Here is a 14308-nt window from a genome sequence, read left to right as displayed (position 1 = left end):
ATAATGTGGTTATTGATGTTTGTGCGATGGTTCAAACTTATGACCAATACTTAGCCTTTTAAACTTAAATCCTTCGAAATATCTATCTGATTCCCTTCATTGGTCATGGCATAGACTTCTAAAAAGATGATAGACTACCGCACCTGATAAATCTCGACTAAATTTGTAGCGAGGTTTTTAATAGGATGTTGCGATTTTGGTGTTTTTAACTGCGCCAAAACCGGACACTAGTGTCGTGTCTAAAAGTTACGCAATCAAAGAATCTTTTTCCCGATAAAAGTAGTGCAAGTGCGTATGATTACAATAAAGAAGGGTTTGGACCTTCCTATCGCAGGAACTCCTACCCAGGTGATTAATGATGGTAAGACCATCAAGAAAGTCGCCTTGCTTGGCGAAGAGTACGTCGGCATGCGTCCTACTATGCATGTTCGCGTAGGCGATGAAGTAAAGAAAGCCCAAGTTCTTTTTGAAGATAAAAAGAACCCTGGTGTCAAATTTACTTCACCAGCAAGCGGTAAAGTGATCGAGGTTAACCGTGGTGCCAAACGTGTCCTTCAATCTGTTGTGATTGAAGTGTCAGGTGAGGAACAGGTAACGTTCGATAAGTTTGAAGCCAGCCAACTAGCAAGTCTTGACCGTAATGCGGTTAAAACTCAACTGGTTGACTCTGGTCTTTGGACAGCTTTACGTACTCGTCCGTTTAGCAAGGTTCCAGCAATCGAGTCTTCTACACAGGCTATTTTTGTGACTGCAATGGATACGAATCCGTTGGCAGCCCAGCCTGAGCTGATCATCAATGAGCAGCAAGACGCTTTCGTTGCAGGTTTGGATGTGCTTTCAACTCTGACTGACGGTAAAGTTTTCGTTTGTAAAGCTGGTACCAGTCTTCCTCGTTCTTCTCAGTCAAATGTTGAAGAGCATGTTTTTGATGGCCCTCACCCAGCAGGTCTAGCTGGCACCCACATGCATTTCCTATACCCAGTAAATGCAGAAAACGTGGCGTGGAGCATCAACTACCAAGACGTTATTGCGTTCGGTAAGTTGTTCCTAACTGGTGAACTTTACACGGATCGTGTTGTATCTCTGGCTGGCCCAGTAGTGAACAACCCTCGTCTAGTTCGTACAACTCAAGGTGCAAACCTAGAAGATTTGACTGACAGCGAGTTAATGCCAGGTGAAGTTCGTGTGATTTCTGGTTCAGTACTAACAGGTACTCATGCAACTGGTCCTCACGCTTACCTAGGTCGTTACCACGTACAGGTTTCTGTATTACGTGAAGGTCGTGACAAAGAACTGTTTGGCTGGGCGATGCCTGGTAAGAACAAGTTCTCGGTAACCCGTGCTTTCCTTGGTCATATCTTCAAAGGTCAGTTGTTCAACATGACAACCACCACTAACGGTAGTGATCGTTCAATGGTTCCAATCGGCAACTACGAACGTGTAATGCCTCTAGATATGGAACCTACTCTGCTACTTCGTGACCTATGTGCTGGTGATACTGATAGTGCTCAAGCTCTTGGTGCTCTAGAACTAGACGAAGAAGACGTAGCATTGTGTACCTTTGTTTGTCCTGGTAAATACGAGTACGGTGAACTACTTCGTGAGTGCCTAGATAAGATCGAGAAGGAAGGGTAATTTTCATGGCTCTTAAAAAGTTTCTTGAAGACATCGAGCATCACTTTGAGCCTGGTGGCAAACATGAGAAATGGTTTGCTTTGTATGAAGCTGTAGCAACAGTTTTCTACACTCCAGGTCTTATTACAAAGAAAAGCTCACACGTTCGTGATAGCGTTGATTTAAAACGTATCATGATCATGGTTTGGTTCGCGGTATTCCCAGCAATGTTCTGGGGTATGTACAACGCGGGTGGCCAAGCGATTGCAGCACTGAACCATATGTATGTTGGTGATCAGCTAGCAGCAATAGTGGCAGGTAACTGGCATTATTGGCTGACCGAAATGTTAGGCGGCACTATTGCCCCTGATGCAGGTGTCGGCAGCAAAATGATCTTAGGTGCGACCTACTTCCTACCTATCTACGCAACAGTGTTCATTGTTGGTGGTTTCTGGGAAGTACTGTTCTGTATGGTGCGTAAGCACGAAGTTAACGAAGGTTTCTTTGTTACTTCTATCCTATTTGCACTGATTGTTCCACCAACGCTTCCTCTATGGCAAGCCGCACTAGGTATTACCTTTGGTGTTGTGGTTGCAAAAGAGATCTTCGGTGGTACAGGTCGTAACTTCCTTAACCCTGCACTGGCTGGCCGTGCTTTCCTATTCTTCGCTTACCCAGCGCAAATCTCGGGTGACGTGGTTTGGACAGCAGCTGACGGTTTCTCTGGTGCAACGGCGCTTAGCCAATGGGCACAAGGTGGTAACGGTGCACTAGTCAATACAGTGACAGGCGCTCCTATCACTTGGATGGATGCATTCATCGGTAACATCCCAGGATCAATTGGTGAAGTATCGACACTGGCTCTAATGATCGGTGCAGCGATGATCGTATATATGCGAATTGCATCGTGGCGCATCATTGCTGGTGTGATGATCGGCATGATTGCAACAGCAACGCTGTTCAACGTTGTCGGTTCTGATACCAATTCAATGTTCAACATGCCATGGCATTGGCACCTAGTGTTAGGTGGTTTTGCATTCGGTATGTTCTTTATGGCGACAGACCCAGTATCTGCTTCATTTACTAATAAGGGTAAATGGTGGTACGGCGCGTTAATCGGCGTAATGTGTGTACTTATTCGTGTAGTGAACCCAGCGTACCCAGAAGGTATGATGCTGGCGATTCTATTCGCGAACCTGTTTGCACCTCTGTTCGACCACTTAGTTATCGAGAAGAACATCAAGCGGAGACAAGCACGCTATGGCAAGTAATAACGACAGCATTAAAAAGACGCTGGGTGTTGTTATCGGGTTGAGCCTTGTTTGTTCAATCATCGTATCAACAGCAGCTGTAGGTCTACGTGACAAACAAAAAGCGAACGCTGTACTAGATAAGCAAACCAAGATCGTTGAAGTAGCAGGTGTTGATGCTGCAGGTAAGAAAGTACCAGAGCTCTTTGCTGAGTACATTGAACCTCGCTTAGTCGACTTCAACACTGGTGACTTTGTTGAAGGTGATGCAGCAACTTACGATCAGCGTAAAGCTGCGAAAGATCCTGCTGAGTCAATCAAGCTAACGGCTGAAGAAGACAAAGCAAAGATCATTCGTCGAGCTAACACTGGTGTTGTTTACCTAGTGAAAGAAGGCGATGCCGTTTCTAAGATCATCCTTCCAGTACACGGTACCGGTCTATGGTCTATGATGTACGCATTCGTTGCGGTTGAAACTGACGGCAACACAGTGTCAGGTATCACTTACTACGAGCAAGGTGAAACGCCAGGACTGGGTGGTGAAGTTGAGAACCCTTCATGGCGTGCTCAGTGGGTCGGCAAGAAACTGTTTGACGACAACCACAAGCCAGCAATTAAGATTGTTAAAGGTGGCGCTCCAGAAGGTTCAGAGCATGGTATCGATGGCCTTTCAGGTGCAACACTAACTGGTAACGGTGTTCAAGGTACATTCGACTTCTGGTTAGGCGATATGGGCTTTGGTCCGTTCCTAGCAAAAGTTCGTGACGGAGGTCTGAACTAATGTCTAGCGCACAAAACATTAAAAAGAGCATTTTAGCGCCGGTGTTGGATAACAACCCGATTGCGCTTCAGGTTCTTGGTGTCTGTTCTGCATTGGCAGTAACAACTAAACTAGAGACAGCATTTGTAATGACGCTGGCAGTAACATTCGTTACGGCCTTGTCTAACTTCTCTGTTTCTCTAATCCGTAATCACATTCCTAACAGTGTGCGTATCATCGTTCAGATGGCGATCATCGCATCTCTAGTAATTGTGGTAGACCAAGTGCTAAAAGCATACCTATACGATATCTCTAAGCAGTTATCGGTATTCGTAGGTCTGATCATTACGAACTGTATCGTAATGGGTCGTGCTGAAGCATTCGCTATGAAATCAGCGCCTATGCCGTCTCTTATTGATGGTATTGGTAACGGTCTTGGTTACGGTTTCGTTCTTATCACTGTGGGTTTCTTCCGCGAACTGTTTGGCTCCGGCAAACTGTTTGGCCTAGAAGTTCTACCTCTAGTGAGCAATGGTGGTTGGTATCAGCCTAACGGTTTGATGCTGCTTGCCCCATCTGCATTCTTCCTAATCGGCTTCCTAATCTGGGCAATCCGTATTCTGAAACCAGAGCAAGTAGAAGCGAAGGAGTAAGGACGTCATGGAACATTACATTAGTCTATTAGTTAAATCGATTTTCATCGAAAACATGGCTCTGTCTTTCTTCTTAGGTATGTGTACATTCCTTGCGGTATCTAAGAAAGTTAAGACGTCTTTCGGCCTTGGTGTTGCTGTTGTTGTGGTACTGACTATCGCAGTACCTGTGAACAACTTGGTATACAACCTGGTTCTGAGAGAAAACGCTTTGCTTGAAGGTGTTGATCTTAGCTTCCTAAACTTCATCACCTTTATCGGTGTCATTGCAGCACTTGTACAGATCCTAGAAATGGTCCTTGACCGCTTCTTCCCTCCTTTGTACAACGCGTTAGGTATCTTCCTACCGCTGATCACAGTAAACTGTGCGATCTTCGGTGGTGTATCTTTCATGGTGCAACGTGACTACAGCTTTGCTGAATCAGTCGTTTACGGCTTCGGCTCTGGCGTGGGCTGGATGCTGGCTATCGTTGCTCTTGCAGGTATCCGTGAGAAGATGAAGTACTCAGACGTGCCTCCGGGTCTACGTGGTCTTGGTATCACGTTCATCACTGTAGGTCTTATGGCGTTGGGCTTTATGTCTTTCTCTGGTGTTCAACTGTAAGTCGGGTAAACCGCAACAATTAAGGAATAGTCAATGGACATTATTCTTGGTGTAGTGATGTTTACTCTGATCGTACTTGCGCTAGTACTAGTGATTCTTTTCGCTAAGTCTAAGCTTGTACCAACAGGTGACATTACAATTTCTGTGAACGACGACCCTAATTTGGCGATCGTTACACAACCGGGCGGTAAGCTGCTGAGTGCTCTAGCTGGTGCTGGCGTATTCGTATCTTCTGCTTGTGGTGGCGGTGGCTCATGTGGCCAGTGTCGCGTAAAAGTTAAATCAGGTGGTGGTGACATTCTACCTACCGAACTTGACCATATTACTAAAGGTGAAGCGCGTGAAGGTGAGCGTCTAGCGTGTCAGGTTGCGATGAAAACTGACATGGACATCGAGCTTCCTGAAGAAATCTTCGGCGTTAAAAAGTGGGAATGTGCGGTTATCTCTAATGATAACAAGGCAACATTCATCAAAGAACTTAAGCTACAAATCCCAGATGGCGAATCAGTACCTTTCCGTGCTGGTGGTTACATCCAGATTGAAGCGCCAGTTCACCACGTGAAGTACGCTGACTACGATATCCCTGAGGAATACCGTGAAGACTGGGACAAGTTCAACCTGTTCCGTTATGAGTCTAAGGTCAATGAAGAGACGATCCGTGCGTACTCAATGGCGAACTACCCGGAAGAAGAAGGCATTATCATGCTGAACGTCCGTATCGCTACGCCACCGCCAAATAACCCAGACGTACCACCAGGTATTATGTCTTCGTACATTTGGTCTTTGAAAGAAGGTGATAAGTGTACGATTTCTGGTCCATTCGGTGAGTTCTTCGCGAAAGACACTGACAACGAAATGGTTTTCGTTGGTGGTGGTGCAGGTATGGCGCCGATGCGTTCTCATATCTTCGATCAGCTTAAGCGTCTGAAGTCTTCTCGTAAGATGTCTTTCTGGTACGGTGCCCGTTCTAAGCGTGAAATGTTCTATGTAGAAGATTTCGATATGCTTCAAGAAGAGAACGATAACTTCGTATGGCATTGTGCTCTATCGGATCCTATGCCAGAAGATAACTGGGATGGCTACACCGGTTTCATTCACAACGTATTGTACGAAAACTATCTGAAGGATCACGAAGCGCCTGAAGATTGTGAGTACTACATGTGTGGTCCACCGATGATGAACGCTGCTGTTATCGGCATGCTAAAAGATCTTGGTGTTGAGGATGAAAACATCCTACTCGATGACTTTGGTGGTTAACCACCAAAGTGATTGAAATATATGGCTGGCTCGCAAGAGTCAGCCATTGTTTTTTCCTGCTAATAGTTTTTTTAATGGCCATAGTCGATGCGCTCTTAAACAGAGTCATGCGCTATTTCCGTTTCTCTTAATAAGGAGTCAAACAAGTGAAAAAGTGGCTTGTTGTATTTGCTTCTCTTTTAGTGCTTGCTGGCTGTGAAAAGCCCGTTGAGCAAGTTCATCTCAGTGGTCCTACAATGGGCACGACTTACAATATTAAGTACATTTCAGAGGAAGGCGTGCCTTCACCGCAAGCACTGCAGACAGAAGTCGACCGTTTACTTGAGGAAGTGAACGAGCAAATGTCGACCTACCGGCCTGATTCTGAGTTGAGTCGTTTTAATCAAGATCGTACTTCAGAGCCATTTACAGTATCGCCTCAAACAGCCTCGGTGGTGAAAGAAGCGATCCGTTTAAACGGTCTTACTTTAGGGGCGCTTGACGTCACTGTTGGTCCATTAGTCAACTTATGGGGATTTGGCCCCGAAGCTCGTCCTGAAGTGGTACCTACTGATGAAGAGTTGGCTGCGCGTAAAGCTAATACAGGGATTCAACATTTAACGGTTGAAAGGAATACTCTCACTAAAGATATTCCTGACTTGTACGTTGACCTATCAACCATTGCTAAAGGTTGGGGGGTTGATGTCGTTGCTGACTATATTCAATCACAGGGTATTCAAAATTACATGGTTGAAGTCGGTGGTGAAATGCGACTGAAAGGGGTAAATCGAGAAGGGGTGAAATGGCGCATTGCGATAGAAAAACCTTCTGCAGATGAGCGAGCGGTGCAAGAGATTATTGAACCGGGCGATATGGCGATTGCCACGTCAGGTGATTACCGTATCTATTTTGAGCGTGATGGTGTACGTTATTCGCATATCATCAACCCTAAAACGGGCAAACCCATTCGTCATAAAGTCGTCTCTGTGACGGTACTGGACGAATCGTCGATGACTGCTGATGGTTTGGCTACAGGCTTGATGGTTCTTGGTGAAGAGCAGGGAATGAAGATAGCCAACGAGAATAATATCCCTGTATTTATGATCGTGAAAACCAAAGATGGATTTAAAGAAATGGCATCGGAAGCGTATAAGCCATTTATGAACAAATAATACCGAGTGAGCATGTCATTATGAGTACATTTCTGATTACTTTCGGCATTTTCGTTGCCGTGATCGCTGCCATGTCTGTTGGCTATATTTTCCAGAAGAAAGTGGTGAAAGGCAGTTGTGGCGGTTTAGGTGCGGTTGGGGTCGATAAGGTGTGTAACTGTCCTGAACCCTGTGATGCGCGTAAAAAACGCGAAGCTCGTGAAGCCGTGAGAGCAGAAAAGCTCGCTGCTCGTGAGGAAAAGCTGGCAGCATGGGAAAAAGACCGTATTGCCTAGAGACGCTAAGCCCGGAGTGCGTTCCGGGCTTGATCATTCTGTGGCTATGATCTGATTTCGTCCTTGTCTTTTGGCGACATACAGACAGTCATCAGCGATCTTTATTTGCTGTTCTAGCGTTCCTTCTACACTGCATAGCCCGATACTGATAGTCAACGTAATGTCCTGTCCATTATGCTGAATGATGGACTGTTCAATGCTTTGGCGCATTTTTTCCAGCCGGGTTATAAACTCATCCAAAGTGGAATATGACTGAACGCAGAACTCTTCCCCACCAAATCGAACTACGACATCTTGTGGAAAATAAGCCTTTAGGGTGTGTGCAATGCTTTTCAAGGCGGCATCGCCACCATCGTGACCATAGGTATCATTAACCGCTTTGAAATGGTCAATGTCAATCATGGCTATATATCTAGCACTCCCTTCAGTACAGGATTGACTAAACAAAAAGCGTCTATTCCATAGACCCGTTAAAGTATCTTGATTCGCAAGCTTATACAGCTCATCAGTCGCTTCCTTCATATCCAGCAACTGGTTTACTCGGCAGAAGAATTCTTCCTGATTAAATGGCTTATGTAAAAAATCATTAGCTCCAGCTTTAAGAAACCTTGCGGTTAAGGTTCTATCTTCACTCCCAGATAAACCGAGAATCGCCAAGCTGTTTTTGTCGTACATTTGCCTGATCTCTCTTGTCATTACGATGCCGTCTTTACTGGGCATATCATGGTCAGTAATGATGAAAGTGATATCGGGTGTTTCTGCGAGCTTATGTAGCGCTTCTGATCCATTTTGTGCTTGAGTTGTGCGTATGTATTGATGCTCAAGTAGCTGTGTTACATGTCTTCGCACGGTGAGGGAGTCGTCCACGACTAACGCATGATGATGAATGTTATTCATTAGACGCTGAGCAAGTGGGAGAAGATAGGAAACCGACGCCATGCTGTCCTTTAGCAGGTAATCCATCACGCCTTTAGCGATAAAACGCTCACGAACACTCTCATTAAAGGTGGCGGTTAATACGATAACCTTTTGCTGATTGTCTAGGACAAGATCGATTACTTCGCCATCTTGTGCGTCTGGTAAGCAGTAATCGAGTACGGCAAAATGAAAACTGCGATGTTGATGCAGTGCTTGCTGAGTCTCTGCGTAGGATTTACATCCGATGACATCACAACCTATGGCGCTCAACTGTTGGGTTAAATAGTTGCGATAAGCACGACTGTCTTCGACAACTAACACTTTATGGCTCACCTGATTCCCTTTTTATCGCAGTGTATGAATTAAGCATAACGGTATATATTGATACTTCTATTATAGAAAAGGAAAAGTGCTTCTTTCATTTTAGAGGTTGGTGATTGATCTAATAATTGTTTATACTGTTTTTATGTACAGTGTTGGCGTTTTTCTATGGCCGCTGAAAAAGTAAGAAAGATCATCCATGTTGATATGGACTGCTTCTATGCCGCAGTGGAAATGCGTGATAATCCTAGCTATCAAGGGCATCCTTTAGCCGTGGGGGGGCATGAGAAACAACGTGGTGTTCTGAGTACTTGCAACTATGAAGCGAGAAAGTTTGGTGTACGCAGTGCCATGCCGACAGGGAAAGCATTAAAGCTGTGCCCGCATTTATTAGTTGTTCCGGGCAGGATGCAGGTATATAAACAGGCTTCTCTGCATATCCGAGAGATTTTCTCTCGCTATACCGAGATCATTGAGCCTTTGTCTTTGGATGAGGCGTTCTTGGATGTGACGGATTCAATGCAATGCCACGGGTCGGCGACTTTGATTGCAGAAGCCATTCGCCGCGATATCTTTAATGAGCTTCAGTTGACTGCGTCAGCAGGAGTGGCTCCGGTAAAATTTCTGGCCAAGGTGGCATCGGATATGAATAAACCTAATGGTCAGTATGTAATTCCACCGGATAAAGTTCAGCAGGAAGTTGACAAACTGCCGTTGGAAAAAATTCCCGGAGTAGGGAAGGTGAGTGTCGAGAAACTGCATCAAGCGGGTTTTTACACTTGTGAAGACATTAAAAACGGTGATTATCGAGAGCTTTTATTACGTTTTGGTCGCTTAGGGGCGTCTTTGTGGAAAAAGAGCCATGGTATTGATCAACGTGAGGTGGTGGTTGAGCGAGAACGAAAATCCGTTGGTGTCGAGCGGACTTTTAGCAAGAATATCATTACTTACGACGAGTGTTGGCAAGTGATTGAAAATAAACTTTTTCCAGAGCTGGAAACACGATTAACCAAAGCCTCTCCCGAAAAGGCGATTATTAAGCAAGGGATTAAACTCAAATTTGCTGACTTTCAGCTTTTTCCCAATGCACCCATTATTGCCGATTTCTTGTCAATTGGCAGGAGCAACTTGTTAAAGCTGATTGTGTGCAGCGAGTCGCTTTAGACGCATAGCGGAATGAAGAGTATACATCATAAAGAAATTGCGCCATGTTTTTTAGGTACCAACTTAATAAATGAATAATATGTGCATAAAATGCAATAAATTTATTTATTCGTTTCAATGTAGTCTAAAAACTGGTATGGATTGGTTCTGCATAGTTCTGGTTGGTTTAAACGGATACCTTGGTGAACACACAAAAATCTACATCACCGTAATAAGCTTTGGACAGAGCCATTTTAGATCAATTGCTTAAATTAGAAAAATGCGGATAACTTTTGGTATCGGTAGGTTTTGTTGCTTAAATCGATGGAACTAAATCAAGAAGCTACGATCTGATTGGCTATATCCATTAACCGTCGTAGCCACATGCCTAAACCTGGTTACAAAACAACTAACTGGACGCTGTACAACAAAGCCTTAATAAACCGTGGTTCTCTGACCTTTTGGATTGATGAGGAAGTGATAGCCCAGAGGAAACAAAACAAACAAGACAAGCACAGCAGACCTCGCCATTTCAGCGACTTAGCTATTACTACTGCACTTATGGTGAAACGCATATTCTCTATGCCGTTGAGTATATTGCAAGGATTTCTAGACTCGCGATTTTAGTTGGCTGCATCCCGCTAGTTTGCCCGCACTACATCTGCATAAGTCACCGAGCTAAGGACATTGAGGTTTCATTTAAAACTAAAACCATAGGAGCAATACAACATCTGGCCATTGATGCCACAGGCCTCAGGTTTATGGGGAAGGCGAATGGAGAACAGAAGCTACCTCACTTAAGGACTTAACAAAGTTATCACTAAGATTGATGCTATCAACTCCCAAACCACCATCGATAGTCTTGTGAGGAACAGTCCATATTTGAGGTTGCAGCTTGCTGTTGAGGGTTTCTTTTTCCACTTTCAACAGTTTGAGTCACTTCCACAGGCGCTGGTTGTTTTCTAGGTCCAAAGGTATAAGTAAGACTTACCAATGCTGAATGGCTATCGTATTTGCCTGTATTGGATTTACCTATGCTATCGATGTACTGATAACCTGCAGACAAACTGAAAGTGGGTGTTATATTATAACTAGCCCCAACTTCACCAAGTGGAGAAAAACCATTCGCATTGAGGTTATCTAACGAAGGTCGCATTTTTTTCATATCCCAATAAGCCGCACCAAGTCGACTGTACAAACTCAGATTACCTTGCAGATACCAATCGTAGCGGAGAGCACTCTCAATCAACCACGTCTTTACATTGACTGATGTGGCATCCGCCCTTAAGTCATAATGATATTGATAGCCCACATCCCAACTCCAAGCAGAAGAAAGCTGCAACCCACTGTAGATACCCCAAATCGACCCATTTGGAACTGAGTGATTATAAGTGCCGTCAGAAGCCATTTGATAGCCGATTTTGCTACCGATGAATACTTGGGGATACTCGGTACTAGCTATAACAGGGGCTGACATTATAAAGGCGATAACAACGATTCTGTTCATGATTTTATAATCTGTAATTTGTTAAAAACAAAGCAGCATCGTTAAGATGCTGCTCTGTGGTTATATTTAGAACTTATATGTGGCGTTCACATAAAACTGGTTAGATGACTTAAAGCTAACTGTTTCACTCCACTTATAGCCTTCGTCATCGTAGTTAAATGTATGATCGTTACCTGAGTAATGAGATAGTCGGTAACCACCCTCCATACCAAATGAGTCAGTAAAGTTATAACCTAGGCCGAGGTTAATGCTTGTTACCAGTCCTGAATTTGATGACTTGTTATTTTGCTCGAAAACGTCACCACCACCGAGGTCTATTTTAGCATCTGCTTTTAGTTCGTTACTGTAATAGCCAAGTGATGCACCAGCAACAGCAAAGAACTGTTTGTTAAAAAAGTGAAGGTAATCAGCACCAGCGCCAATTTCGTAACTTTTATATGATGCTTTGGTTGTTAGTATATCGGCAACATTTTTTGTTACTTCGATTTCGCCATCTGTTTGAGCAAAACCGTAAACTCGAATATTATCATTCAGGTACTTACCACCGACAAGGCGAATTGCGGTTTTTGAGTCTAGATCTTTCGAAGCGCTCTCTAATAATGCAGGATCGTCACTAGAGAGATCTTCAGTAGTTGAAAACTTAGTGTTAAATTTTCCACCAGAGAGCTCTAATCCCATAAAGTATGGGTTAGCTGTTGCTAGTGGAGCAATAAAAAGACTTGTGATAGCCAAAGCTTTGAGTTTTGTTTTGAACATAGTTAATTACGCTACTTATAAATAAATGTTAGATAAAAATATGGTTTGCCGTCGTGCTGCTTTACCAACGCGAACGCTAGTTAAACGAGCTTGTGATGACTGTGTGATTGACCTAGCTCGATGTCTACAAAGTTGTCAAAAGCTAGGTGGATTGGAAAGAAATGAAAAAACATAAAAACACACTGTTGAACAATAACTAACATTTCCGGATGTTTTGTTTATTAAAGTCAGTAGCTTATGGTGTTTTTGGTTGCTCTTAGTATCTTTGTGCCGAAACCTTTTTAGAAACACCCCAGTGAAAATTCAGCACAATAAAGTGCTAGCCTATCCCAGCTCACTTGCTTTGTAGTCACCATATTTAGGTAGATTAACAACTAACTGATGTATGTACTGGGGCTTTGTTGCGTAATTCGGACAGAAAACGAAATCGCCTGAAATAGAGTGATTCTTATACAACACACTGATTTTCAAGCATACCAAGCCCTGTAAGCTTATTCAGCGCTTTAATCATGTCGTAAGCCTCGCCAATTTGGGCATTGTAATTTCTTAGGCTTAATGTATCTCCAAGCAGCTTCTTCACTCGGGAACATCGCCGTCTCTAATGGTGAGCGTTTATGATAGCCGTACCGCTTTTACACTTCTTGTTGGAGCCGCAGAGCTTCTGGCAACCTACCGCTAAATTCCTAGGGTAGTCACTTGCCCAGAAGATAGCCCCTTCTCTTGGTGGGACTAGCGGAACAGCTCGCTTAATTCGTATTGCATCGTGACAACCCTTTGTGTCATAAGCGCCATCACCAAATATTTCGATGATTCTTCGACGTGTTTGCTTCGACAAGTTAGGAAGAACTTCGGTATCGGTAACATTAGATAAACTCAGTTCTGCCGAGATTATTTCGTGAGTGCCGGTGTCTACCGCTAAATGCAACTTTCTCCAGACTCTACGCTTCCCGTCATTGCCGTGCCATGTTTCTTGGCCTTCCATTCACCTTCGCCATAAACCTTGAGGTCTGTCGTATCAATGGCTAGATGCTGTATTGCACCTCTGGTCATTGGTTTAAATGAAGCCTCAACTTGCTTAGCTTTTTGACTGATACAACTGCAATGTGGGCAGACTATAGGGGCGTTAGCCAACGAAAAAACAGAATCGATAAACCATTGCTATGTTCTCAACGGCCTTGAGAAAACTCGTTTCACCATAAGGGCAGTGGTAATGGCTAAGTCGCTGAACTGACGAGGTCTGCCACGTTTACCTTGTTTACTCTGCTTCCACTCACGAATTGCTTCTTCATCCATCCAGAAACTAAGGGAACCTCGATAGATTAGATCTTTGTTGTACTGTTTCCTGTTGTTTGTTTTGTAACGATGTTTCGGCATAGGACTACGGTGATTAACTTACGTAGCCAATGGTATGGACACCCCTCACCCTTATCACACTGGATTAGCTACATTATATAAACATGGTTTATTCGTAGCATGGAAGGCTCAGATGGGAACGATTATTCGTGTGGGTTTCGATTTGGCAAAAAATGTGTTCAATATTCATGCTGTTGATGAAAATGAAAAAAAAGCCGACCTGGCAGGGAAAAAATGCAAGAAACACATGGTTAAAAGCGATCATGAAACGAGTGTCTTTTACAGCAATCATTGGAATGGAAGCATGTGGTTACTCTTATTACAGGGCAAGAGAACTTATCAACGCGGGGTATACAGTGAAGCTTGTTACAGCTCAATTTGTAAAGCCTTATGTTAAAACTAATAAAAATGACAACGTCGATGCTGAAGCCATTTGCGAAGCGATAAACAGGCCGAATATGCGCTTTGTGTCCGTAAAGACGAGCGAGTAACAAGATATTCAATCAATGCACCGTGTCCGAGAAGAACTAATTGCTCGTAGGACTGCTAGGGCTAATCATATTAGAGGCTTAACCGCTGAAATTGGAATCGTTGCACGGCGTTGTTGACCAAATTGATGGAACCTTTCCGTTAACCAACGATCTGATCCTTTGAGAGTAGGGCAAAGGCGGGATCAGATGGGTAAATCGAAGAGAAAAATCACCAACTGGAAAGAATACAACCAAGCGCTCGTAAACCGAGGTTCG

12 protein-coding genes and 4 pseudogenes are annotated in these 14308 nt (G+C 43.9%); 12 read left to right on the top strand and 4 right to left on the bottom strand.

Features of this window, described 5'->3' with window-relative positions; genetic code table 11:
• The first annotated feature begins 294 nt into the window (after nucleotides 1-294).
• The 8 genes from L1D31_RS13725 to nqrM all read left to right on the top strand — a co-directional run bounded on the left by L1D31_RS13725 (nucleotide 295) and on the right by nqrM (nucleotide 7564).
• On the top strand, nucleotides 295-1635 hold the full coding sequence (locus L1D31_RS13725) for a Na(+)-translocating NADH-quinone reductase subunit A (protein ID WP_239837663.1): 1341 nt from the start codon (nucleotides 295-297) through the stop codon (nucleotides 1633-1635).
• 5 nt (nucleotides 1636-1640) lie between these two features.
• Nucleotides 1641-2885: an NADH:ubiquinone reductase (Na(+)-transporting) subunit B gene (locus L1D31_RS13720; protein ID WP_239837662.1), complete on the top strand. Its 1245-nt coding sequence runs from the start codon at nucleotides 1641-1643 to the stop codon at nucleotides 2883-2885.
• Complete coding sequence (locus tag L1D31_RS13715) at nucleotides 2875-3645, top strand: Na(+)-translocating NADH-quinone reductase subunit C (RefSeq protein ID WP_239837661.1); 771 nt, start codon at nucleotides 2875-2877, stop codon at nucleotides 3643-3645. Before L1D31_RS13720 ends, L1D31_RS13715 begins: the two co-directional genes overlap by 11 nt.
• Nucleotides 3645-4277, top strand: coding sequence for an NADH:ubiquinone reductase (Na(+)-transporting) subunit D (locus L1D31_RS13710; RefSeq protein WP_239837660.1), 633 nt, complete (start codon nucleotides 3645-3647; stop codon nucleotides 4275-4277). The genes L1D31_RS13715 and L1D31_RS13710 overlap by 1 nt, the downstream gene beginning before the upstream one ends.
• Nucleotides 4278-4284: 7 nt before the next feature.
• Nucleotides 4285-4881, top strand: a complete 597-nt coding sequence (gene nqrE / locus L1D31_RS13705; protein WP_239837659.1) for an NADH:ubiquinone reductase (Na(+)-transporting) subunit E — start codon at nucleotides 4285-4287, stop codon at nucleotides 4879-4881.
• Between the two features lie 33 nt (nucleotides 4882-4914).
• Nucleotides 4915-6138 carry an NADH:ubiquinone reductase (Na(+)-transporting) subunit F gene (gene nqrF / locus L1D31_RS13700; protein ID WP_239837658.1) on the top strand — a complete coding sequence of 408 codons (1224 nt, stop codon included), beginning with the start codon at nucleotides 4915-4917 and terminating at the stop codon, nucleotides 6136-6138.
• A 146-nt stretch (nucleotides 6139-6284) separates the two neighbouring features.
• Nucleotides 6285-7289 carry an FAD:protein FMN transferase gene (locus tag L1D31_RS13695; RefSeq protein WP_239837657.1) on the top strand — a complete coding sequence of 335 codons (1005 nt, stop codon included), beginning with the start codon at nucleotides 6285-6287 and terminating at the stop codon, nucleotides 7287-7289.
• A 20-nt stretch (nucleotides 7290-7309) separates the two neighbouring features.
• Nucleotides 7310-7564, top strand: coding sequence for a (Na+)-NQR maturation NqrM (gene nqrM / locus L1D31_RS13690; protein WP_239837656.1), 255 nt, complete (start codon nucleotides 7310-7312; stop codon nucleotides 7562-7564).
• Between the two features lie 33 nt (nucleotides 7565-7597).
• Here the strand turns inward: nqrM and L1D31_RS13685 are convergent, their stop codons facing one another.
• Complete coding sequence (locus tag L1D31_RS13685) at nucleotides 7598-8815, bottom strand: diguanylate cyclase (protein WP_239837655.1); 1218 nt, start codon at nucleotides 8813-8815, stop codon at nucleotides 7598-7600.
• 156 nt (nucleotides 8816-8971) lie between these two features.
• Between L1D31_RS13685 and dinB the strand changes: the two are divergent.
• Nucleotides 8972-9946, top strand: a pseudogene (dinB, locus tag L1D31_RS13680) (DNA polymerase IV); the annotation flags it as partial.
• A 384-nt stretch (nucleotides 9947-10330) separates the two neighbouring features.
• Nucleotides 10331-10733: pseudogene (locus tag L1D31_RS13675) on the top strand (transposase); the annotation flags it as partial.
• Between the two features lie 48 nt (nucleotides 10734-10781).
• On the opposite strand, the gene L1D31_RS13670 reads toward L1D31_RS13675, so the two are convergent.
• From L1D31_RS13670 to L1D31_RS13660, 3 genes and pseudogenes are all read right to left on the bottom strand, one after another.
• Nucleotides 10782-11453 (bottom strand): porin family protein, encoded by a 672-nt coding sequence (locus L1D31_RS13670; protein WP_239837654.1) that lies wholly within the window; start codon nucleotides 11451-11453, stop codon nucleotides 10782-10784.
• Between the two features lie 66 nt (nucleotides 11454-11519).
• Nucleotides 11520-12209 carry an outer membrane beta-barrel protein gene (locus L1D31_RS13665; protein WP_239837653.1) on the bottom strand — a complete coding sequence of 230 codons (690 nt, stop codon included), beginning with the start codon at nucleotides 12207-12209 and terminating at the stop codon, nucleotides 11520-11522.
• Nucleotides 12210-12657: 448 nt separating this feature from the next.
• A pseudogene (locus tag L1D31_RS13660) lies at nucleotides 12658-13583 on the bottom strand (IS5 family transposase).
• Nucleotides 13584-13695: 112 nt separating this feature from the next.
• On the opposite strand from L1D31_RS13660, the gene L1D31_RS13655 reads away from it, so the two are divergent.
• Nucleotides 13696-13959, top strand: a complete 264-nt coding sequence (locus L1D31_RS13655) for a hypothetical protein (protein WP_239837863.1) — start codon at nucleotides 13696-13698, stop codon at nucleotides 13957-13959.
• A pseudogene (locus L1D31_RS13650) lies at nucleotides 13850-14155 on the top strand (transposase); the annotation flags it as partial. The gene L1D31_RS13655 and the pseudogene L1D31_RS13650, both read left to right, overlap by 110 nt.
• Nucleotides 14156-14308 lie beyond the last annotated feature (153 nt).

It is taken from the genome of Vibrio sp. Isolate23, assembly GCF_022398095.1.
GTDB lineage: Bacteria > Pseudomonadota > Gammaproteobacteria > Enterobacterales > Vibrionaceae > Vibrio > Vibrio coralliilyticus_A.
This window is presented reverse-complemented; position numbering and strand designations above follow the sequence as displayed.